16 protein-coding genes are annotated in these 22,549 nt (G+C 71.5%); 9 read left to right on the top strand and 7 right to left on the bottom strand.

Translation table 11 applies throughout. The annotated features are described in order from the left end of the window. Nucleotides 1–338: 338 nt before the first annotated feature. Complete coding sequence (locus ABFX54_RS29985) at nt 339–683, bottom strand: PaaI family thioesterase (RefSeq protein WP_428834591.1); 345 nt, start codon at nt 681–683, stop codon at nt 339–341. 143 nt (nt 684–826) lie between these two features. Between ABFX54_RS29985 and polA the strand changes: the two genes are divergently transcribed. The 8 genes from polA to ABFX54_RS29945 all read left to right on the top strand — a co-directional run bounded on the left by polA (nt 827) and on the right by ABFX54_RS29945 (nt 12,689). Beyond that, complete coding sequence (polA, locus tag ABFX54_RS29980; RefSeq protein WP_346109914.1) at nt 827–3,517, top strand: DNA polymerase I; 2,691 nt, start codon at nt 827–829, stop codon at nt 3,515–3,517. A 184-nt stretch (nt 3,518–3,701) separates the two neighbouring features. Continuing rightward, nucleotides 3,702–4,787, top strand: coding sequence for a polysaccharide deacetylase family protein (locus ABFX54_RS29975; protein WP_346109913.1), 1,086 nt, complete (start codon nt 3,702–3,704; stop codon nt 4,785–4,787). Between the two features lie 192 nt (nt 4,788–4,979). Then, a complete protein-coding gene (gene rpsA / locus ABFX54_RS29970; protein WP_106244732.1) occupies nt 4,980–6,464 on the top strand; it encodes a 30S ribosomal protein S1 in 1,485 nt (494 codons plus the stop codon). 232 nt (nt 6,465–6,696) lie between these two features. Continuing rightward, the gene (locus tag ABFX54_RS29965; protein ID WP_346109912.1) at nt 6,697–7,830 is read left to right on the top strand and encodes an epoxide hydrolase family protein; all 1,134 of its coding nucleotides are present in this window, start codon (nt 6,697–6,699) and stop codon (nt 7,828–7,830) included. Between the two features lie 445 nt (nt 7,831–8,275). After that, a complete protein-coding gene (locus tag ABFX54_RS29960) occupies nt 8,276–9,931 on the top strand; it encodes an alpha/beta fold hydrolase (RefSeq protein ID WP_346109911.1) in 1,656 nt (551 codons plus the stop codon). Between the two features lie 49 nt (nt 9,932–9,980). Beyond that, a complete protein-coding gene (locus tag ABFX54_RS29955) occupies nt 9,981–10,451 on the top strand; it encodes a GNAT family N-acetyltransferase (protein WP_346109938.1) in 471 nt (156 codons plus the stop codon). 57 nt (nt 10,452–10,508) lie between these two features. Then, nucleotides 10,509–11,111, top strand: a complete 603-nt coding sequence (gene coaE / locus ABFX54_RS29950) for a dephospho-CoA kinase (protein ID WP_346109910.1) — start codon at nt 10,509–10,511, stop codon at nt 11,109–11,111. Nucleotides 11,112–11,291: 180 nt separating this feature from the next. Continuing rightward, entirely contained in the window at nt 11,292–12,689 is a 1,398-nt protein-coding gene (locus tag ABFX54_RS29945) for a glycoside hydrolase family 43 protein (RefSeq protein WP_346109909.1), read from the top strand. A 1-nt stretch (nt 12,690) separates the two neighbouring features. Here ABFX54_RS29945 and ABFX54_RS29940 read toward each other — a convergent pair whose 3' ends face one another. Then, complete coding sequence (locus ABFX54_RS29940; protein WP_428834590.1) at nt 12,691–16,566, bottom strand: WD40 domain-containing protein; 3,876 nt, start codon at nt 16,564–16,566, stop codon at nt 12,691–12,693. Then, entirely contained in the window at nt 16,506–18,290 is a 1,785-nt protein-coding gene (locus ABFX54_RS29935) for a TIR domain-containing protein (protein ID WP_346109907.1), read from the bottom strand. Before ABFX54_RS29935 ends, ABFX54_RS29940 begins: the two co-directional genes overlap by 61 nt. A 136-nt stretch (nt 18,291–18,426) precedes the next feature. Between ABFX54_RS29935 and ABFX54_RS29930 the strand changes: the two genes are divergently transcribed. Further along, nucleotides 18,427–19,599, top strand: coding sequence for an ArsB/NhaD family transporter (locus tag ABFX54_RS29930; protein ID WP_346109906.1), 1,173 nt, complete (start codon nt 18,427–18,429; stop codon nt 19,597–19,599). 6 nt (nt 19,600–19,605) lie between these two features. On the opposite strand, the gene ABFX54_RS29925 is transcribed toward ABFX54_RS29930, so the two are convergent. From ABFX54_RS29925 to ABFX54_RS29910, 4 genes are all read right to left on the bottom strand, one after another. Next, the gene (locus tag ABFX54_RS29925; RefSeq protein ID WP_346109905.1) at nt 19,606–19,848 is read right to left on the bottom strand and encodes a hypothetical protein; all 243 of its coding nucleotides are present in this window, start codon (nt 19,846–19,848) and stop codon (nt 19,606–19,608) included. Between the two features lie 107 nt (nt 19,849–19,955). Then, nucleotides 19,956–20,753 (bottom strand): inositol monophosphatase family protein, encoded by a 798-nt coding sequence (locus tag ABFX54_RS29920; protein ID WP_346109904.1) that lies wholly within the window; start codon nt 20,751–20,753, stop codon nt 19,956–19,958. A gap of 12 nt (nt 20,754–20,765) precedes the next feature. Beyond that, nucleotides 20,766–21,383, bottom strand: a complete 618-nt coding sequence (locus tag ABFX54_RS29915) for a hypothetical protein (protein ID WP_346109903.1) — start codon at nt 21,381–21,383, stop codon at nt 20,766–20,768. Beyond that, entirely contained in the window at nt 21,380–22,420 is a 1,041-nt protein-coding gene (locus ABFX54_RS29910; protein WP_346109902.1) for a hypothetical protein, read from the bottom strand. Before ABFX54_RS29910 ends, ABFX54_RS29915 begins: the two co-directional genes overlap by 4 nt. Between the last annotated feature and the right edge of the window lie 129 nt (nt 22,421–22,549).

The raw sequence follows: 22,549 nt of genomic DNA, 5'->3' as shown, positions 1-22,549 counted from the left end.
CCTATTCTGGTGCCGCCCGTTTCAGTATCGTTCGTCACCAATTAGAGACATGTGTGTGTCACTGATGTGAGCAAACGTCGAGCCAGGTCAGGGGCTAAATCGGGCTTGACGCCTGGCGCTTCGACGGAACGAATCGGTAACGATCGCGGGGGAACGCGACGAGCCCGCGGGGTGGCCTTTGGGGCCGTGTCCGGTCTCATCCCTCTACGTGCGCGGAAGACCTCCGCGTACGCGGGGCCGGACACGTTTTCTACTAAGCCTCCCCGCGGGCTCTGGTGAAACAACCGTAGCGACCCGCGGGGGGCATGCGCAAAGGGTCGGTGAAAGTGACGTAAGGGTCAGCGGTCACGCAACATGCACGTGAGCCGCGCCGTGCAGACCCGCCGCCCCTGATCGTCGGAGATCTCGATGTCGTACGTCGCCAGACTACGGCCTCCGTGCAGCCTGGTCGCGATCCCCGTGACGTGGCCCGAGGTCGCCGAGCGGTGATGGGTGGCGTTCAGCTCGATGCCGACGGCGATGCGGTCGGGACCCGCGTGCACGGCCGCGCCCACCGAGCCCAGCGTCTCGGCCAGCACCGCCGAGGCCCCGCCGTGCAGCAGCCCGTACGGCTGGGTGTTGCCCTCGACCGGCATCCGGCCCACGACCCGCTCGGGGCCGGCCTCGAGGAACTCGATGCCCATCCGGTCGGCCAGCGTGCCCTCGTGCAGGTCGTTGAACAGGGAGGCATCGAGCGGATGGTCCAGGGGATCGGTCTGCGTCAAGGGGACGCCTCCACTCTTTCGAGCTCAGGTTTTCTGTCGCAGACGCAGACTAGGCTGCGTACGTGCCGAAGAGTGAAGTGACCCCCAGCCGCCCGTGCCTGCTGCTGCTTGACGGGCATTCCCTGGCCTATCGCGCGTTCTACGCGCTCAAGGACGCCAACCTGATGACCACCGACGGTCAGCACACCGAGGCGGTCTACGGGTTCACCTCGATGCTGACCAACATCCTGCGCGACGAGCGGCCCACGCACGTCGCGGTGGCCTTCGACCGGTCGGAGCCGACGTTCCGGCACGAGGAATACGCCGACTACAAGGCCAACAGGAGTGAGACGCCCGAGGACTTCCGCGGTCAGATGCAGCTCATCTACGAGCTGCTCGTCACGCTGCGCGTGCCGCACCTGTCCAAGGCCGGCTTCGAGGCCGACGACCTCATCGCCACGCTGGCCACCCGCGCCGCCGCCGAGGGCATGGACGTCCTCATCGTCACCGGCGACCGCGACGCGCTGCAACTGGTCGACGAGCACGTCACCGTGCTGATGACCCGGCGCGGCATCAGCGACATGACCCGCTTCACGCCCGAGGCGGTCGAGGAGAAATACGGCCTCACCCCCGCGCAATACCCCGACTTCGCCGCCCTGCGCGGCGACCCCAGCGACAACCTGCTCAGCATCCCCAGTGTGGGGGAGAAGACCGCGGCCAAGTGGGTGCGCGAGTTCGGCTCGCTGACCGCGCTCGTCGACCGCGTCGACGAGGTCAAGGGCAAGGTCGGCGACAAGCTGCGCGAGCACGTCGCCCAGGTGCTGATGAACCGGCGGCTGACCGAGCTGCTGCGCGACGTCCCGCTGGAGGTGGAGCTGGGCGACCTCGTCCAGGGCGCCTGGGATCGCGAGGAGATCAACAAGCTGTTCGACACCCTGCAGATCCGCGGCGAGCTGCGCGAGCGGGTCTTCAAGGTGCTCGGCACCGGCGAGCAGGAGCCCGAGCAGGGCTTCGAGGTCGAGACCGTGCTGCTCGGCCCCGACCGGGTCCAGGGGTGGCTCTCCGCCCTGCCCGAGGGCCGCGCCGGGCTCGCCTTCAAGGGCGTCTACGGCAGCGGCACCGGCCGCATCGACGGCATCGCCATCGCCTCGCCCGACGGCACCGCCGCCTACATCGACCCCGTCAAGCTCACCGAGGCCGACGAGGCGGCCCTGCGCGCCTGGCTGGGCGACGAGACCAGGCCCAAGGCCGTCCACGACGCCAAGGGGCCCATCCTGGCTCTCTGGGGTCAGGGCATGGAGCTGCGCGGGCTGAGCTGCGACACCGCGCTGGCCGCCTACCTCGCCATGCCGGGGCAGCGCACGTTCGCCCTCGAAGACCTCGCCCGCCGCTACCTCCACCGCGACCTGCGGGCCGAGGAGGAGCCGAGCGGGCAGGCCGCGCTGTTCGGCGACGACGAGGACGCCCCGGCCAAGGACCTCGCGCTGCGCGCCCACGCCGTGCTCGAGCTGGCCGAGAGCCTGGAGACCTTCCTGGCCGGGCGCGGCGGCACCCAGCTGCTGGCCGACGTGGAGCTGCCGCTGCTGTCGGTGCTGGCCGAGATGGAACGCGCGGGCATCGCCGTCGACAGCGCCTACTTCACCGGTCTTGAGGCCGAGTTCGGCGCCGCGGTCAAGCACGCAGTCGAGGAGGCCCATCGCTCGGTCGGCGAGCAGTTCAACCTGGGCTCGCCCAAGCAACTGCAGGAGATCCTGTTCACCCGGCTCAACCTGCCCAAGACCAAGAAGATCAAGACCGGCTACAGCACCGACGCCGACCAGCTCGCCTGGCTCGCCACCCAGACCGAGCACGAGCTGCCGACGATCATGCTGCGCCACCGCGACCAGCAGAAGCTGCGCACCACCGTCGAGGGCCTGATCAAGGAGATCTCCGACGACGGGCGCATCCACACCACGTTCAACCAGATCATCGCCGCCACCGGCCGGCTGTCGTCCGAAAAGCCCAACCTGCAGAACATCCCGATCCGCACCGCCGAGGGCCGCCGCATCCGGCAGGGCTTCACGGTCGGCGAGGGCTACGAGACGCTGCTGACCGCCGACTACAGCCAGATCGAGCTGCGCATCATGGCCCACCTGTCCGGCGACGAGTCGCTGATCGCCGCGTTCGAGTCCGGCCACGACTTCCACCGAGCCACCGCCGCCCGCGTCTTCGACCTGCCGCCCGAGCAGATCGACGGCGAGCTGCGGGCCCGCATCAAGGCGATGAACTACGGCCTGGCCTACGGGTTGTCCGACTTCGGGCTGTCCGGGCAGCTCAACATCCCGGTGGCCGAGGCGCGGGCGCTGAAGGAGGAATACTTCCAGGAGTTCGGCGGCGTGCGTGACTTCCTGCACGCCATCGTCTCCCAGGCGCGCACCGACGGCTACACCGAGACGATCATGGGCCGCCGCCGCTACCTGCCCGACCTCACCAGCGACAACCGCCAGCGGCGCGAGATGGCCGAGCGGATGGCGCTCAACGCGCCGATCCAGGGCTCGGCCGCCGACATCATCAAGGTCGCCATGCTCCACGTGCACCAGGCGATCCGCGAGGAGAGGCTGGCCTCCCGGATGCTGCTGCAGGTGCACGACGAGCTCGTGTTCGAGGTGGCGCCGGGCGAGCTGGAGACGCTCAAGCAGCTCGTCCGCGACCAGATGAACGCCGCCTACACCCTGCGGGTGCCGCTGGAGGTCTCCGTGGGCGTCGGGCGTACGTGGGAGGACGCGGGCCACTGAGCCCGGCGGGCTGTTTGAGCCTGTGGCGGTGGGCCGCTTGAGGCGGCGGTGAGGTGACGGTGGCGCGCCGCCGGTCATGACGGCGGGCCACCGGGTCCTGGCGGCCGGGCGGGCGGCTTCTGCACTAGTCTGGAGCGGATTTCACCGATCGGCCGGGAGTTCTGTGCGGCTACCAGCTTCCCTCATGCGCATCATTGGGCTGGCGAACGTGGTGGTGATCTCGATCGCCATCGTCGGGCTGAGCCTCTTACCCGGCGAGCCGCGGCCGCACGCCGAGCCCCGTGAGACGGCCACCGTCGGGGGCGGCGACGAAGGCGCCCGGCCGCCCGCCACGCCCACCCCCGTCGGCCTGCCGCCCGGCGGGGTCTCCACGCCGGAGTTCGCCCGCCAGGTGCACGCCAACGAGGCGGGGCTGGTGCCGGTCCTGATGTACCACCGCATCCTGGCCAAGCGGCTCGCCTCGCTCGACCGCACGCCCGCCCAGCTCAGGAAGGAGCTGGAGAAGCTGGCCAAGCGCGGCTACGTGCCGATCACCGCCAGGGAGTTCGTCCGCGGCGAGATCCACGTGCCGGCGGGCAAGTTCCCGGTCGTGCTGACGTTCGACGACGGACATCCCAGCCACTTCGGGCTGGACGCCCACGGCAACCCCCGGCCCGACACGGCCGTCGGCGTCATCCACGACGTCGCCTCGCGCTATCCCGGCTTCCGGCCGGTCGCCACGTTCTGGGTCAACAAGGAGCCGTTCGGGCTGCGTGACCGTGACTCCCAGGCGGCCGCCGTACGGTGGCTGACCGAGCACGGCCACGAGGTGGCCAACCACACCTGGACCCACCCCAACCTGCGCGTGCTCAAACGCAAGAAGGTCCGCGAGCAGATCGTCAGGATCGAACGGCTGCTGAAGAAACTCGGCGCGCCGCCGTCGGAGACCATGGCCCTGCCGTACGGATCCATGCCGCGAGGCAAGAAGTCCGCCAGAAGCGGATCATGGGACGGTACGAGGTATGATTTCGCGGGCGTGTTCCTCGCGGGAGCCGAGCCGTCACTTTCGCCCTACGCGAAAAAGTTCGACCGTGGTGCGATCCAGCGCATCCAGAGCAACGGCAAGAAGGGCGAGTGCCGCAAGTGGTGCTCGCAGTACTGGCTCGACTGGCTGGACAGGCACCCTGGTGAGCGCTATGTCAGCGACGGCGATCCGGACCGGATCTCCATCCCGGAGAAACGACGCGGTAATATCGTCGCCAAGCGAGGGCTCCAGGTCATCGCCTACTGAGTCCTCCCCGGATTGACCCAGTGGCGATGGTCTCATATGCTGATCGCTGCGCTGTGGGCTCGCGCGCGCCTCAGACGGAGCGGGCTCGCGCTCGGTCACGTCGATGTCGTAATTCCTCGGCTTGATGCGGAAGAGGGCCTGCCGCGCATCCGCCACATCGACATCCTGTCCGCGTTCGGAGCAATTCCACACATGACGTCCAGCACTGAGGCCACCTCGAGCACCCCGCAGGTAGCGGTCAACGACATCGGGTCCGAGGAAGCCTTCCTCGCGGCGATCGACGAGACCATCAAGTATTTCAACGACGGCGACATCGTCGAGGGCACCGTCGTCAAGGTCGATCGAGACGAGGTTCTTCTCGATATCGGCTACAAGACCGAGGGAGTCATCCCCTCGCGCGAGCTTTCGATCAAGCACGATGTCGATCCTGCTGACGTCGTGGAAGTCGGAGAGCACGTCGAAGCCCTCGTCCTCCAGAAGGAGGACAAGGAGGGCCGGCTGATCCTGTCCAAGAAGCGCGCTCAGTACGAGCGGGCCTGGGGCACGATCGAGAAGATCAAGGACGAGGACGGCATCGTCACCGGCACCGTCATCGAGGTCGTCAAGGGCGGCCTCATCCTCGACATCGGCCTGCGGGGCTTCCTGCCCGCGTCCCTCGTCGAGATGCGCCGGGTCCGCGACCTGCAGCCGTACGTCGGCCGCGAGCTCGAAGCCAAGATCATCGAGCTCGACAAGAACCGCAACAACGTGGTTCTGTCGCGCCGCGCCTGGCTGGAGCAGACGCAGTCCGAGGTCCGCCAGACGTTCCTCAACACCCTCCAGAAGGGGCAGGTCCGCAAGGGCGTCGTCTCCTCGATCGTCAACTTCGGTGCGTTCGTGGACCTCGGCGGCGTCGACGGTCTGGTCCACGTGTCCGAGCTGTCCTGGAAGCACATCGACCACCCGTCCGAGGTGGTCGAGGTGGGCCAGGAGGTCACGGTCGAGGTCCTCGACGTCGACATGGAGCGCGAGCGCGTCTCCCTGTCGCTCAAGGCCACCCAGGAAGACCCGTGGCAGCAGTTCGCCCGCACCCACCAGATCGGCCAGGTCGTGCCGGGCCGCGTCACCAAGCTGGTGCCGTTCGGCGCGTTCGTCCGGGTCGAGGAGGGCATCGAGGGCCTGGTCCACATCTCCGAGCTGGCCGAGCGCCACGTGGAGATTCCGGAGCAGGTCGTCCAGGTCGGCGACGAGATCTTCGTCAAGATCATCGACATCGACCTCGACCGTCGCCGCATCAGCCTCTCGCTGAAGCAGGCCAACGAGGGCGTCGGCACCGAGGTCGAGTTCGACCCGACCCTCTACGGCATGGCGGCCACGTACGACGACCAGGGCAACTACATCTACCCCGAGGGCTTCGACCCGGAGACCGGGGAGTGGCTCGAGGGCTTCGACAAGCAGCGCGAGGACTGGGAGCGGCAGTACGCCGAGGCCCAGACCCGCTTCGAGGCCCACAAGAAGCAGATCGAGGAGGCCCGCAAGGCCGAGGCGGAGGCCGGCGAGGCCGCTCCCTCGTCCTACAGCGGCGAGACGCAGGCCCCGCAGGGCGGCTCCTCCTCGTCGGCTCCGGCCAGCGGCGCGCTCGCCTCTGACGAGGCGCTCGCGGCTCTGCGCGAGAAGCTCGCGGGCGGCCAGAGCTGAGGTCCCTGACCTCGGCCGCCTGAGGCACCGCTAGAAACGAAAGGCCCCGCATCCGTGCGGGGCCTTTCGCGTTTCCTGCCGGATCCTCTCTCGCGTGCCCGTACGGGAAACGTTCCGAGCCTTTTGCGTGCCTGCCGCATGACTTGTTGCGGTGCCTCCACGGGAAAAACCGCCGCGCGAAGACGGGTGACGCGGAAGCGGGCTTTCCGCAAGGTCTTCTACCGTCACCGGCATGGACGAGATCAACCCCTTCCGTATCGATATCCCGCAAAGCGACCTCGACGACCTGCGCGAACGGCTGCGGCGCACCCGGTGGGCGGCGCAACTGCCCGGCGGCTGGAGCAGAGGCGTGCCCGTGGCGTACCTGCGGGACCTGGCCGGCTACTGGGCCGACGGGTTCGACTGGCGCGCCCAGGAGGCCAGGCTGAACGCGTTCGCGCAGTTCACCACCACCATCGACGGCCAGCCCATCCACTTCGCGCACGTGCGCTCACCCGAGCCGGACGCGCTGCCGCTGATCATGACGCACAGCTGGCCGAACTCCGTCGCCGAGTTCCTCGACGTCATCGGGCCGCTCACCGACCCGCGCGGGCACGGGCTCGACCCCGGCATCGCCTTCCACGTCGTGGCCCCGTCGCTGCCCGGCTTCGGCTTCTCGCCGTTCCCCGGCCCCGCCGACGAGCGGCCGTGGAGCGTCGACCGCGTGGCCCGCACCTGGGCGGAGCTGATGCGCCGGCTCGGGTACGAGCGCTACGGCGCGCACGGCAACGACGCGGGCGCGCTGGTCACCCCGCGGCTGGCCGCCCTGGCCCCCGAGCACGTGGCCGGCTCGCTCATCACGGCCGGGCTAGGCATCCCCACCGGCGACCCGGCGGAGCTGGAGGGGCTCTCCGACGAGGAGCTGGCCGAGCTGAAGGAGCTGACCGCGTGGATGGGGCAGGGCAGCGGGTACGGGCCGTACCTGGCCGCCAGGCCGCAGACGCTCGCGTACGGGTTCGCCGACTCGCCGGTGGCGCAGCTGGCGTACCTGGTGGAGCGGTACAAGGAGTTCGACGGCTGGGGATCGGGGGCCGAGCCGATCGACCGGGACCTCGTGCTGACCAACGCCGCCCTGTACTGGCTGACGGAGACCGGCGGCTCCTCGTCGTGGACGTACTACGAAGGGGCGGCCGGGCTGCCCGCCGACCAGCGCGCCGTGCCGACCGGGGTGACGCACGGAGGGCCCGCGGCGATGCGGCGGATCGCGGAGCGCGGGAACGACATCGTCTATTGGGGGACGGCGCAGAGCCCCAGTCACATGGTGGCCATGGCGGCACCCGGCCCGCTGGTGGACGGCATACGCGCATTTTTCCGGATAGTTCGCTGAGGGGTGGCGAGATTTTACCCACCGCTCTTTGCAAGGCTCTGACCTGCGGGGTTGAGTCCTGGGAGACTGTCGTCCTGCTGTTGGTCACGACTTTCTCGGGGGCTACGCGGTGGGTATGGTTCAGCGATCTCTCCGGGCTGCACCCCTCCGGCCGCTCCTTCTGACGGCCCTGGCGACGGCTCTGACAACGGCTCCGGCAATGCCGCCGGCCACCAGGGTTACGGTCGGCGCCGCTACGGCCTCGCCGCCGACCTCCGGTGCGGTGACCCGCAATCACGGGTCTTCCGGGCCGCAGGTGCGTGCCTCCGGGCTTGCCGGCATGCCCGTGGTGGCCGGGCTCTTTGGTGTGCCTGCGGCGGGCGGGCTCGTGGGTGTACCCGTGGTGGGCGGGCCTGGGGGAGCGCGGCCGTGGGTTTCTCCCTCGCCGCCGCCTTCGGGTGGTCTCGTGGGCGACGGGAGCGGGGTGGTGTGGCGCGACTGCGGTGACGGGTTGCAGTGCGCGAAGCTGTCCGTGCCCGTGGACTGGGCCGCTCCGCGCGGTCCCCGTACCGAGGTCGACGTGGCCAGGATGCCCGCGCGTGACCCCGCCCGCAGTCTGGGCCCGCTGGTGGTGAACATCGGTGAGGACTCCACCGTCCAGGGTGTGCGTGCCAGGCCCGACACCGTCAGCGAGCTGGCGCGGTGGTTCGATGTCGTGTTCGTCGAGGGGCGCGGGTTCGGTGACCGGGGGAGCGCCGCCATGGTGCGGTGCTCCGTGCCGCCGCCCGACCCGCGCCGGATCCAGCTCGTCCCCGGCCCGGCCGCCTGGCGCGCCTACGCCCGCGACAACGCCGCCTACGACCGCAGTTGCCGGGTCGCCGCCGGTCCCGCGTACGCCGGCTTCACCTCCTGGCAGGTGGCGCACGACCTCGACGCCCTGCGCGCCGCGCTCGGCCAGGACCGGCTGCGGTACTTCGGCAACGCGTACGGGGCGGTGTACGGGCGGGCGTACGCGGAGCTGTTCCCGCGCCGGGTCGGGCGGATGTACCTGGAGGGGCTGCCCGACCACCCCGGGACCGGCCTGGGACGGCGGTTGATCGCCCACGCCCGCGCGGCCGAGCGCCGGCTGTCGGCCTTCGGCGACTGGTGCGCCAACCAGCCGGGCTGCCCCCTCGCGGACGACGACGCCGTGGCGGTGCTCGACGCCCTCCTCGAACGAGCACCGTCGGCCGCGAACCCGTCCGGCCGGCTGGGCCAGGCGGGTCCGGGGCAGGGGAGGGGTGTGGTGAGCGGCTACCAGGTGGTGGCCGCCGTGCTCGCCGGGCTCACCCCGCAGCGCTGGCCGGAACTGGCCCGGGCGCTGGCGGCGGCCGAGGCGGGTGACCTGCGCGCGCTGGCCGCGATGGCGTCCGTGTCACGCGCGGCGGAACCGGGGACGGTGGCCCGCTCGACGTGGTGCCACGACTTCATGCCCGTCGTGCCCGGCTACCGGCGTTTCCTGGCGATGGAGTCACGCCTGCGCGCCGTGGCCCCGCGCGTCGGCTGGCTGACCGGCCGCCACGAGCTCGCCCGCTGCCTGGGCCTGCGCCCCCTCCCACCCCGCCCCGCGACACCGGCCACAGCGATGGACGAGGGCCAGGGGAGTGCCACCGGGCGCGAAGACACCACGGCGCGGATGACGGCGCCCGGGATCGGGGGCCCGACGGTGCGGGTGCCGGCCGGGGGCGACCGCTCTGCGGTGCGGCGGGTGACGCCTGGAGACGAGGGCTCTGTGATGCCGGTGACGTCTGGCGACGAGGGCTTCGCTTTGCCGGTGTGGGCGGCTGAGGGTGAGAGATTCGTGGTGCCGGTGGTGGCTGCGGGGAGGTCGTCGGTGCTGGTCGGGATCGGCATGCTGGATGCGGGCAATCCGCCCGCCGCCGCTGCCAGGGCGGCCAGGCGGATCCCCGGGGCGAGGGTGCTGTGGCACGGCGACGGTCAGGACGCGTACCTGCTGCAGGGGGCCGGCAAGCTGCGTGCCGCGTGCCTGCGTGCCCGCGTCCACGGCTACCTCGTCAACGGCGTGCTGCCCAGGCCGCGCACCCTGTGCCCCGGAGAGCTCACAGCCGGGCGCTTCCACTGAGGCGAGCGCGCGGTCGGGCGTATCCCCCTGAGATAGGGTGCTGGACGTGGTGATCGAACGGGCGGTGGCGGCGGACGCGGGCGAGATCCTCACCCTGCAGCGGGCGGCTTACGTCAGCGAGGCGCAGCTCTACGGAGACCCGTACATCCCGCCGCTGGTCGAGTCGCTGGAGCAGGTGCGCAAGGTCATCGAGAGCGCGGTCGTGCTCAAGGCGCTCGACGGAGCCCGGATCGTCGGCGCGGTGCGCGGGCAGATGTCCGGCGCGACCTGCCTGGCCGGCCGCCTCGTCGTCGCTCCCGACCGGCAAGGTCAGGGGGTGGGTACGGCGCTGCTGCGCGCGTTGCACGAGCAGGTGCCGGAGGCGACGGCGTTCGACCTGTTCACCGGTCACCTGTCGGAGGGAAACCTGCGGCTCTACCGCCGTCTGGGCTATCGGGAGACGAGCCGCGAGCGGATGGACGACCACCTGACGATGGTCTACCTGCGCCGGACGCCGGAGGGAGCCCTTCCGCCTCGATGACGACGATCGATCTCTCGTGATGGACCCGCGCGCCCCGAGGGTGGATAGGCTGCAACGGTGCTGAAAATCGGGCTTACCGGCGGCATCGGCTCCGGCAAGAGCGAGGTGTCCAAGCGGCTGTCGGCCAAGGGCGCGATGGTGATCGACGCCGACAAGATCGCGCGTGAGGTGGTCGAGCCCGGTACGCCGGGCCTGGCCCGGGTGGTGGCCACGTTCGGCGAGGAGATGCTCCGCCCGGACGGCTCGCTCGACCGGGAGCGGCTCGGCTCCGTGGTGTTCGCCGACTCCGAGCGGCTGGCGGCGCTCAACGCGATCGTCCACCCGCTGGTCGGGGAGCGGGTGGCGCAGTTGCAGCGGGATGCCGACGACGACACGATCATGGTCTACGACGTGCCGCTTCTGGTGGAGAACAAGCTGGCGCCGATGTACGACGTGATCATCGTCGTCGACGCGCCGGACGAGCTGCGCATCAGGCGGCTGGCCGAATATCGCGGCATGCCGGAGGCCGACGCCAAGGCCCGCATCGCCGCCCAGGCGAGCCGGGAGGACCGGCTGGCCGCGGCCGACATCGTGATCCCGAACGACGGCCCGCTGGAGGAGCTGGACGAGCGGGTCGAGGAGGTCTGGGCCGAGCTGCTCCGCCGCGCAGCCCGCGGTTGACCGGGTCTGGGCCGGGCTGCTGAGGTGGCGGCCGCGGTCGAGCCGATTCGGGCCGGGTTCGCCGCACCGAGCCGCCCGCGCTGGAGCGAGTCCGGCCGTGCCGTCCGCCGGTTGACGGGATGACTTTCTTCCATGACCATCGGAAAGATCGTCCGACAAGGTTCGTGGAAGGACCCGCCGATGCCGCGCTCAACGCCCTGGCGTGCCGCCTTACTCGCCTTGACCCTCACCCTGAGCGTGATCGTCCCCGGGCTTCCGGCCGCCGCGGCGACGCAGTCGTTCCGCAACCCGGTCAACCCGTCGGCGGACCCGAGCCTGATGTACCACGCGGGCGACTACTACGTGGCCACCACGCGCGGCGACCGCATCGGCATCTGGCGCTCGTCCAGCCTGGCCACGCTGCTGGCCGCTCCCGAGCAGGTCGTCTGGCGCGACAGTGACGGCAGCCGCGACACCCAGATGTGGGCCCCGGCCTTCCGCCACGTCGGATCGCGCTGGTACATCTACTACACCGCCTCCGACGGCGTGGACGCCAACCACCGCATGTACGTGCTGGAGTCCGCCGGTGACGACCCCATGGGCCCGTACGCGTTCAAGGCCAAGATCGCCGACTTCGGCGAGTACGCCATCGACGGCGAGCCCATCACCCACAACGGCCAGTCCTACTTCGTCTGGACGGGGCCGGGACGCGGCATGGGCGGGCCCGCGCAGCTCTACATCGCCAGGATGAGCAACCCGTGGACGGTCACCGGCGGCCGGGTCTCGATCCCGGCCGACGGCGGCTGCGCGGAGGTGCGCGAGGGGCCGACGCCGCTCTACCGCAACGGCAGGACGTTCCTGACCTACTCCACCTGCGACACCGGCAAGCCCGACTACCAGCTCTGGATGAAGAGCATCGCCGACGGCGCCGACCCGATGGTGGCGGCGAACTGGCGGCAGCACGCCGGGCCGGTGTTCTCACGGAACGACGCGACGGGCGTGTGGGGGCCTGGCCACCACTCGTTCTTCCGCTCGCCCGACGGCACCGAGGACTGGATCGCCTACCACGGCAAGAACACGAGCACGTACACCTACGACTTCCGCACCACCCGGGTGCAGCGGTTCGGCTGGAACGCCGACGGCACCCCGGACTTCGGCCGGCCGCTCGCCGCGGGCGCCACGCAGCAACTGCCGTCAGGCGACCCGGGCGCGGCCACGTCGGTGATCAACGATTTCGATCCGCAGGTCGTCTACGCCGGCTCGTGGCAGTCCGGCTCGGGCTGCGGCAACCAGTGCTTCTGGAGCAACGACCACTGGAGCGGCCAGGCCGGCGCGACCGCGACGGTCAGTTTCACCGGCACCCGCGTGGCGCTGCTGAGCGTGCGCGACCGGGGCAACGGCATCGCGGCCATCTCCATCGACGGCGGCCCCGAGCAGCGCGTCGACTACTACAGCGGCATCCGGGTGGGCGAGCAGCTCAACTACCTGAGCCCGGTGCTGGCACCTGGCGCGCACACGCTGCGGGTGCGGGTGACCGGCGAGCGCAACCCCGCCTCGGGCAGCACGGTGATCAGCATGGACCGCGTCGAGATCTTCTGAGTCAGAAGGGGGAGTCGAGCGGCACCTGCCGTACGCCAGGCAGGTAGGGGTCGAGCTCGCCCAGCTCGAACCGCGACATCCCGACGACGTGCCAGAACTGCCCGGCGTAGTCGCCCTGCACCTTGTAGCGGCCGTCGGGCGCCAGGGCGGCCCAGCCCTCGGCCAGGCCGAGCAGGGTGGCCCGCCGTTCGCCGCCCTCCCAGAGGATGACCACGCCGTCGTCGCCGGCGCTGGCCAGCAGGTCGGAGACGGGGCTGTAGGCGACCGAGAGCACCCGGCGGGCGTGCCCGGCCAGGGAGTGGCGCGGCCGTCCCGTGGCGGTGTCCCAGACGCGTACGAGCAGGTCGTCGCCCCCTGTGGCCAGGTGGCGGCCGGAGGCGTCGAACGCCACGCTCCACAACCGCCCGCCGGCATGGGTGAGCGTGTGCAGCAGGCGCGGCTGCCACGGCTGGCCGGGGCGCAGCTCCCACAGCAGGGCCCGGCCGTCGTTGCCCGCGCTGGCGAGGTGGCGGCCGTCGGGGGAGAAGGCCACGGAGTAGACCCGGTCGGTGTGCCCCTCCAGGGTCGCCACCCGGCCGCCGGAGGCGACGTGCCACAGGCGGACGAGCTTGTCGTCGCAGCCGGTGGCCACGTAGCCGCCGTCAGGGCTGAACGCGATCGAGCGCACCCGCCCCCGGTGGTCGGTGAGGTGGCCCGCCAGCCGCCCGGTCGGGCGGTACCAGATGCGCACGCTGTCGTCGTCGTTGGCCGTGGCCAGCAGGTCGCCGCCGGGGCTGAACGCCTCGGCCCACACGTGCTCGGTCTCGGCGTGCAGCTCGCGCTCGTAGTCGCCGGTGGCGGCGTTCCAGAAGTGCACGCCGCCGTCGTTGCTGGCGGTGGCCAGCGTCGGCCCGGCCGGCGAGAACGACGCCGAGACCAGCCGGTCGGCGGTGCCGGTGAACTCGCGCACCCGCCGCGCCGTGCGCGGCTCCCACAGGCGCACGATGCCGTCGTTGCCGCTGGTGGCCAGCATCGTGCCGTCGGCGCTGAACCTGACCGAGGAGATCCGTCGCCCGTGGCCGCGCAGCACCCGCTGGCACTGGCCGCTGTCGGGGTCCCACAGGCGCACGGTGCCGTCGTTGCTGCTGGTGGCGAGCTGGCGGCCGTCGGGGCTGAACGCGAACGGCCAGACCGAGCTGCGGTGCCCGGTGAGCTCGATCCGCTGGCCGCCGCCGAGCCGCTGCAGGCGTACGGAGCCGTCGGAGTCGCCGGTCGCCAGCACCTGCCCGTCGGGGCTGAAGGCGACCTGGTAGACGGCCGCCGCGTGGGTGAGGTGCACGCCACGGGACTCGCCCGACGGGTCCCACAGGCGGACGCTGCCCGCCGTGTCGCCGGTCGCCAGCAGCGAGCCGTCGGGGGCGAAGGCCACGCAGTAGACGCTGCCCAGGTGGCCGTGCAGCTCGTGCAGCAGGCGCCAGGTTGTGGTGTCCCAGAGCCGGACGGTGCCCGCCTCGTCGCCGGTGGCCAGCAGCGAGCCGTCGGGGCTGTGGACGGCGCGGTAGACGCTGCCCCGGTGCTCGCCGAGGGTCTCGCGCACCTTGCCCGAGCGCAGGTCCCAGACCCGCACCACGCCCGCCGAGTCGCCGATGACCAGCGACGAGCGGCCGAAGGAGGCGGTGAAGACGGGAGCCTGGTGCCCGGCCAGCTCGTGCACGAGCCGGCCGGTGGCGCTCTCCCACACGCGGACGACGCCGTCGCCGCCGCCCGCGGCCACCAGCTCGCCCGAGGCGTCGAAGCGGACCGGCCAGACGCCGTCGGGGTGGCCGCGCAGGCCGCGCAGGGGCTCGCCGGTCATCGCGTCCCACAGCAGCACGTTGCCGTCGCTGGCGCCGGTGGCCAGCAGGCCGCCGGCGAACGTGACGGCGTACACCCGGCCCTGATGTCCCTGCAGTGTGCGCACGGGGGCGCCGCCCGCGCACAGCAGTACGCCGCCGTCCTCGTTGCCGATCGCGAGCGTGGAGCCGTCAGGGCTGTAGGCGATCGGCTCGGGCAGGCGGCTGGTCTGGAAGTGGTAGCCGTACGGGACGCCGATGCCGGCCGGCGCGAACTGCACCTCGACCGGCAGCCCCGGCAGCACGGCCGCGCCCGGCAGGTGCGGCAGCGTGCCGGTCACGTCGATCAGCGCGGCCCGGTGCCAGCGGGCGCCCTCGACCGCGGCGTCGCTCAGGTCGACCCGCGCCAGCCGCGCCCCCGACAGGTCGGCGCCGCGCAGGTCGGCCCCGGTGAGCTGGGCGCCGTCGAGCCGCGCGCCCACCAGCCTGGCTTCGCGCAGGGTCGCCCTGGACAGGTTGGTGCCCGCGAGCGTCGTCTCCGACAGGTCGGCGCCGGTGAGGTCGACCTCTCGCAGGTCTCTGGCCGACAGGTCCTCGCCCTTCAGGTTGGCGCCGCGCAGGTCGGTACGGGCGGGCGTGCGCAACCTGGCGGCGATCTTGACCGCGTTGGCCTTGGCCAGGTCGTCGGGCTGGGGATCGGCCACCCAGGCGCGCAGCGCGCGTACGTCGGCCAGGTCGCACAGGAACTCCACGGTCAGCGCCGACAGCGGCCGCAGCGACAGCAGCACCGGGTTGTCCAGGGTGGTGGCGATGTGGCGGGCGATCAGCCACTCCATCACCGACGCGTGGATGAACCCGAACATCCCCTCCTCAGTGCGGACCAGCAGGCTGCTCGAGCCCATCCGGAACGCGGCGTGGGCGGCCGAGAGCTGCCCGTCGGCCAGGTCGGTCAGCGTCTCGCCGATCTCGGTCAGCTCGTCCACGCCCAGCAGCGACTCGCCGCTCTCCCACAGCCGCACCGCCAGCGCCGTCACCACCCGCCACAGCTCCTCGACGGTCAGCGCCACCGCCGAGCCGGGGACCCGGGCCCGCCGCTCCTCGAAGGCCAGCCACGAGGTGAGGATCTCCTCGTACAGCAGGGCCGGGCTGATCGTGTGGCGGGCCTCGGCGACCGTGCGCAGCCGGTCGGCGTCGAGGTCGGCGATGAAGCTCAGCATGCGCGGGTTCTGCGCCAGCGCGAGCAGGTCCTCGATCTCGGACATCAGCGACATGCGGGCGCCGGCCTCGTCGCCGTCGGCGAACCTGTTGGCCAGGTAGGAGCGGATCTGGTCGTGCGTGAAGTCTTCAACGCCCAGGACCCGCCGCTGCGGCAGCACGCCCACCATCTCGCCGAGCGAGGTCAGCACCTGGCTGTGCGACTTGAAGTGCTGGGTGCGGCTGGCCACCACGATCTTGGCCTTGTCCTCGGCCGCCGCCAGCAGCGTGGACAAGTGGTCGGCCGCGCGGTCGTAGGTCAGCCGGGTCACCAGCTCGTCGAACCCGTCGAACAGCAGCACGATCCGGCCCTGCCGCAGCAGGTAGCGGAACGCCTTGAGGTCGATGACCTCCTCGCCGTGGCTCGCCAGATGGGCCGCGACCAGCGCGTCGACCGAGTGGGCCTTATCGAGGGCGCGCAGCTCGATCAGGATCGGCGTCAGATGCGGCAGCTCGGCGGGGATGCGGCGGGCCAGCTCGCGCAGCGCGAACGTCTTGCCGTGGCCGAAGTCGCCCAGCAGCAGCAGGAACCGGCCGTGGTCGGCGGCCAGCAGCCGCATCAGCTCGTCGGTCAGGCCGTGCTTGACCTGGCTGCCGGGGCGGTCGAGCTCACGGTAGCGCTGCGGCACGTACAGATGGGGCGGGTAGCGGCGGTCGTTGGTCAGGCGGGCGGTCTGCTCGCTGACGTAGCCGCTCAGGTCGAGCAGCCCCTGGAACTCGGTGAAGCTGCGCAGCCGCACGCCCTTGCGCATCAGCTCGTCGCGCAGTGCGCGGGAGGCGGGCGGACCCTGGTAGACCAGCTCGGCGGGCAGGCCGGCGGCGTGGGCGCGCCGGGCGAAGTCGTTCGCCGCCTCCTCGGCGGCGTCGCCCCTCCCTCGGTGCCTTCGCCCGCGTACGCGCCGATCATCGTCTGGCGGACGAACCCGTCTTCCGGGTGGGTGACCACCAGATGGGTGTCGAACCTGCGGATCCTGGCCCGCTCGTGCCGGGCCTCGCAGACCTCGGTGATGCGGTCGAGCAGCAGCTCCACCGGGCTCGGCTCGCGCTCGGCCGCCCGGGGCGCGGGCGCGGCGGCGGGCGGGCTCTGGCCGGTGAACGTGGTCCCGGCGGCCCGCCAGCGGGAGCGGACCAGCTGAGGCCGCCCGTCGGGCTGCCCGTCCGGCCGCCAGAGGCGCAGCCCGTCGGGGCCGATCTCGACGACCTGGTGCCGCCCCGAGCGCGGCGCGGCGATCCGGCCTTCGGTCCCCTCCCCGGTGCCGCCGTGCAGGAGCAGGTTGAGCCGGTGGCCCAGCAGCCGTTCGAACGTCTGGAGGTCGCGCAGCTCGCCCGGCGGATGGCCGAGCACGCCGAGACGCAACCAGGCGTCCTCCTCGAACTGCCGCAGCCGCTCGGCGAACCACGCCGCCTGGCCCTCCCCGAGCAGCGCGTACGCGTCGCGCTCCAGATGACTCATCGCCATCGTCGAGTTGAGCCCCGCCACGACCACCTTCAGATCGGGCACCTCGAACAGCGTCCACGGCTGCGCGGCGTCGAACACCCGGTCGTCCAGCCCCTGGTAGACCTCGCCGAACAGGGTCGCGAAGTGGCGCCACTTGGGCCAGTAAGGGGGTTGCGGGCTGACGTCGTCGGCCTCGCACGTCATGAAGTACGCGCTCGCGGCGGCCTTGGTCACGTCGCGCGGGCCGGGCAGCAGGATCAGCCGGTGCGGCTCCAGCCCGATCAGCAGCCGCAGGTCGGTGATGAACCGGGTCGCCTGCCCGAACTGCCCGAGACTGCCCGACTCGGTCAGGTCGCCGCTGACGACCATGAGGTCGGGGCGGGGCATGCCGCGGTCGTACATGGCGGTCAGATCGGCCCAGATGCGCGCCTGCATGTCCTCCGGCGTGAACGGGTCGCCGGGGTCGGGCAGCGCCCGGCCGAACCTGGGGCCGCCGATGTGCAGCACGCTGATCGACTCGCGCCCGCGGTCGTCGCCCGCCGCCGGCGGGAACTTCGGCGCGGTGACCGGCGAGCGCCGCGCCCTGGCCCGCTCGGCGGGCGGCGGCAGTGTCGGCGGGGACGGCGGCACCCGGGACCCGTCGGGGAAGGCCGGCGCGGCCTCCGGCTTGGCCCGGCCGGACATCGCCTCCCCGACCCGGCTCAGCAGCTGCGCCCTGGCCTGGCCCGGGTCGGTGACGCCGAGCAGGTCGACCCACGTGATCGTGGACAGCAGGCCCTCGACCTGGACGTCCTCCAGCCTGATCGTGACGAGCTTGTTGGACGGGTTGTCGGGGTCGGCGCGCAGCGCGGCCTGCCACTCCATGCGCCCGTAGCGGGAGCCGAGATAGTTGCGCGAGAGCACGGCCACGACCAGCTGCGCCTCGCTGACCCCGCGGTCCATGAAGTCGATGAAGTTGGTGCCGGGCACGAAGTCCCACGCCTGGATCATGGTCTTGTAGCCGGCCGCCTCCAGCTCCCAGGCGATCCAGGTCGCCCATGCCGTGTCGGCGGGGGAATAGCTGACGAAGATCTCGGTCGGCCTGCCGTCACGTGCCATCTGCCCAGTATCCCCCGGGGATGCGGGCACGGGATCGGCATTTTTCCCTGCGGTGGTGCTCAGGTGTCGCGGCCTCCTGGTGGTGTGCCGTCATCCTCGGGTATCGCGTCTCCCGGCGGTGTGCGATCATCGTCGGGTGTTGCGGCGTCTCGGTGTGCTCGACCTGATCAGGGTCGGGCTGCTGCTTCTCGGCCTGGTCTTCGTGGCGACCGGGCTGCTGCCCTGGGCAGAGGCGGTCGAGAGCCTCACCGAGATCGGCCCGCTGCTGGTCTTCCTGGTCGCGATCATCCTGCTGGCCGAGCTGACCAAGGAGGCTCAGGTCTTCGACGCCATCGCGGCGAGGATGGCGGTGCTCGGACGCGGCAACTACGCCGCCCTCTTTTTTCTTTGTACCGCTTTCGCGTCTTTTGTCACGATATTTCTGAACTTGGACACGACGGCGGTCCTGCTCACCCCCGTCATGCTCGCCCTCGCCCCGCGAGCCCGCATCGCCGCCCTTCCCTTGGCCATGACCACGATCTGGCTGGCCAACACGGCCAGCCTGCTGCTGCCGGTCTCCAACCTGACGAACCTGCTCGGCATCAAGAAGATCGGCCTCGACGCCCAGGAGTTCGCCGCCCGCATGTGGGCCCCCCAGATCGCCGCCATCGCGGTCACGATGGCGTTCCTGTGGGCGTTCTACTGGCGCCGCGGCGAGCGCCGCGACCTGCGCTATACTCCGCCGATCCTGGAGCCCGTGGCCGACCGCGCGCTGTTCGCCGCCGCCTCGGCCGGATGCCTGCTGTTCATCGCCCTGCTGCTGTTCAAGGCGCACGTCGCCATCGCCGCAACCGCGGCGGCCGCCATCGTCCTGGCGGCCTTCCTGCTGCGCGCCCGCGAGCGCCTGACCTGGAGCCTGGTGCCCTGGCAGCTGCTCATCTTCGTGACCGGCCTGTTCCTGGTCGTGCCCACGCTCAGCAACCACGGGCTGTCCGCCCTCATGAGCTGGATGATCGGTGGCGAGGGCGACCCCTACCGCACCGCCGCGGTCGGCGCGGGACTGTCCAACCTGATCAACAACCTGCCCGCCTACCAGGCCGTCCAGCTCGTCATCCCGGCCACCGACCGGGACCTGCTGCTGGCACTGCTCGTCGGCACCAACGTCGGCCCGGTCGTCACCCCGTGGGCCTCGCTGGCCACGCTGCTGTGGTTCGAGTCGTGCCGCCGCCACGGGGTCAAGGTCCCGATGCGGCGTTTCCTGCTCGCCGGCGCCGGGCTGGCCGTCGTCGGCCTGCTCGTGACGGTGTGGACACTGGTCCGGTTCGGCTGATAGGGCTCAGGCGGCGGCCGGCTCGTAGGCGACGGCGACCGCGTCGAGGGCCCAGCGCATCCGGCGCACGTACGTCTCGGGGTGGTCGCCGGCCTCCTGCGCCACGTACGCCGCGCACCCGGCCGGGTCGCCGCCGCACGCGCACAGCCGCTCGTCCACGGCCGCGCGGATCCGGTAGGCGGACAGCTCGTCGGACGGCTGCAGGGTGGTGGCGAAGAGCACCTGCGCCAGCTCGGTCGTGGTCATCATGTCGGGCTCCTCTCCGCGTGGTGCCGTTGCTGCGGCACTCTCTAATAAGACGACGAACGGCGGCGGAACTCATCGACAAAAGACACACATTATCCGTGCACTTTTCCTCACCCCAGAAGGGAGAGAAGTGCAGGCATGGTGCCGGGGTGGGCCGCGACGAAGCTGCGCGTCTGCGAGGCGTCCACACACTCCTCGTAGGGCCCGCCGTCCAGCTCCCTGATCTCGGCCCCCGCCTCCAGCGCCAGCAGCGCCCCCGCGGGCAGGTCGACCACCCCGGCCCGGTAGCCCACGACGCCGTCGATGTCGCCGCGCGCCAGCATCGCCCACGCCAGCAGCGGCGCCCACAGTTGCAGCACCCGGCGCGCGTTGAGGTCGAGTGCCGTCCTCAGCCGCCGCAGGGTGGGGTCGTCCCTGGGGATGCCGTACCCCTGGATCCAGGCCAGCAGCGGCCCCTGCGGGTGCGGCCGGTGCACGGCGGACAGGCGCGCGCCCGACGAGGCCACCGCGCCCCGCCCCCGCACGGCCGACCACGTGCAGGCCGAGACCGGGTCGTGCACCACGCCGAGCTGCGGCAGCCCGTCGCGGCACAGCGCCAGGCCCACCACGTAGGCGGGCAGCCCGATCGCCACGTTGTTGGTGCCGTCGAGCGGGTCGACCAGCCACGTCCACTCGCCGCCCGCCGCCCCGACCAGTCCCGACTCCTCGGCGATCACCGTGTGCGACGGGTACGCCGTCAGGATCCGGTCCAGCAGCAGCCGCTCGGAGGCCAGGTCGAGATCGGTCACCACGTCACCCGCCTCGCCCTTGGCCCGCACGCCCAGCGCCCCCCGCGTGCCCTTCAGCAGCAGCGCGCCCGCCGCCTCCGCGGCCTCGACAGCGATCTTGCGAGCGTGGTCCAGGTCCATCGCAGTGCCCTCTCAGGTCAGGTGCGCGGTGATCAGGCGGACGGCCGCGGCCGTCTCGCCGGGGTCCAGCGGCTGCCTGGACACGTGGTGGGCGCCGCCGTCGAGCGGGCCCAGGGACAGGTCGCGGCTGCCGGGGCGGCCGCTGCCGAGCGCGATCGTGGCCGCCTCGCCGCCCTCCGGGACCACGCTGCTGTGGAAGAGGCCGGCGGCCAGCGTGTAGGTGTCGCCTGGGCCGAAGACCTCCACCAGGCCCGTCCCGTGGCGCACGGTGCGGGAGGTGGGCGAGATGCGGTCGCCGTCGGCCCCGCTCACCACCTCGTAGACCCGGTGCGTGGCGTCCGCGCCGGCGTCGGTGACCACCGCGTGCACGTTGCGCATCTGGCCGTAGAGCACGTGGCTGACCAGGTCCCAGCTGTGGCAGTGGATCTGCGACGTGGTGCTCTCGGCGTGCGCGAGCGAATCGGACCACAGATGGAGGCATACCCCCTCACCGCCGTCACGCTCCAGCGGCAGGCAGACGAATCCCAGCGGATGCCGCACCGCGCCCAGACCGGGCCTGGCCAGCACGTCGAGGGTCCACCGCCTGGCCTCCCCGGCGGCCAGGACGTCGCGTACGCCGGCGTAGCTCATGACCCGTAGGGATCGACGGCGCGCAGCGCCTTGCGGGCGATGTCGACGACGTCGCGGCCGTCGTACGACCTGGGCAGGGACACCCCGATCCGCGCGAACAGCTCCTGCACCTCCTCGATGGTGGGCTCGTCGCCGAGCGGGACCTTCTTGTACATCTCCAGCGGCACCCGCCGCGCCTGCTCGAAGCTGAGCCGCAGCTCGGTGTCGCAGTTTTCGTAGTAGAACGTGTCGGCCAGCGCGGTCATCGCCATGTTAGGGTCTTCGACCGTCATGATCAGGCGGGTCGTGGACAGGTCCCAGCGGAACGTGGTCATCGTCGACGACAGGCCGACCCCGATGTCGAGCAGGCCGTAGCGCTGGCGGTGCCAGAAGGCGGCCAGGATGGTCGCGTACGACTCCTTCCTGGCCCGGTCGGTGGTCCACGACTCGCCGGTGGCGTCGGGATGGTCCTCCAGCGAACGGCGGTAGTGGGCGTACGTCTCGCACACCTCCAGGTTGGTCGGGTCGATGACCTCGACCCTGACCGTGAGGTGGCGTTTGTCCCTGCGCGCGGCCGCCACGCAGGCCGGCAGCGTCACCGCGCGCAGATAGGTGCCGGTGCCGCCCTTGAAGCTCCACCTGGTCGTGTCTCGGCGGGCCTCGGCGTGGGACTGGGCGATCTCCTGCCTGCTGCCCAGCACCCGGACGAGTTCGAGCGCGTCGAGGGCCCGGCGGGTGCTGTGCGCCAGACTCTCCAGCTCCTCCAGCCTGGCCAGGCGCAGCGGGAGCTCGGCCAGCGCGCCCGAGGTGATCGTCTTCTCCACGGGCGCCTGCCGGACGCGGTCGCGCAGCAGCGCGGTGGCCACCAGCGCCAGGATCACCAGGGTCGCGGCGGTCACGAGCTGACGCTGGATGTCCTCGCCCTCGGGGCCGAAGATCTCGTCGGGCATGATGCCCAGCACACCGACCACGATCGCCAGCCCGAGCGCGATGGCGCCGTCCGCGTTGTGCGCCGCCCATGGGGCGGCCCGCTTCAACGCCGCCATGAACCGTGCCATCGCTCGCCCCGCCGTCCGACGATCAGTCAGTTCCCGACGTCATGGTAACGACCGCGCCATGCGACTGCCAGCACACGCAAAGGAGCGATCTCCTGTCGGAAGGTGGCCCGGAATATTGCCTCGCCTGCG

It is taken from the genome of Nonomuraea maheshkhaliensis (genome assembly GCF_039529435.1).
GTDB lineage: Bacteria > Actinomycetota > Actinomycetes > Streptosporangiales > Streptosporangiaceae > Nonomuraea > Nonomuraea maheshkhaliensis.
This window is presented reverse-complemented; position numbering and strand designations above follow the sequence as displayed.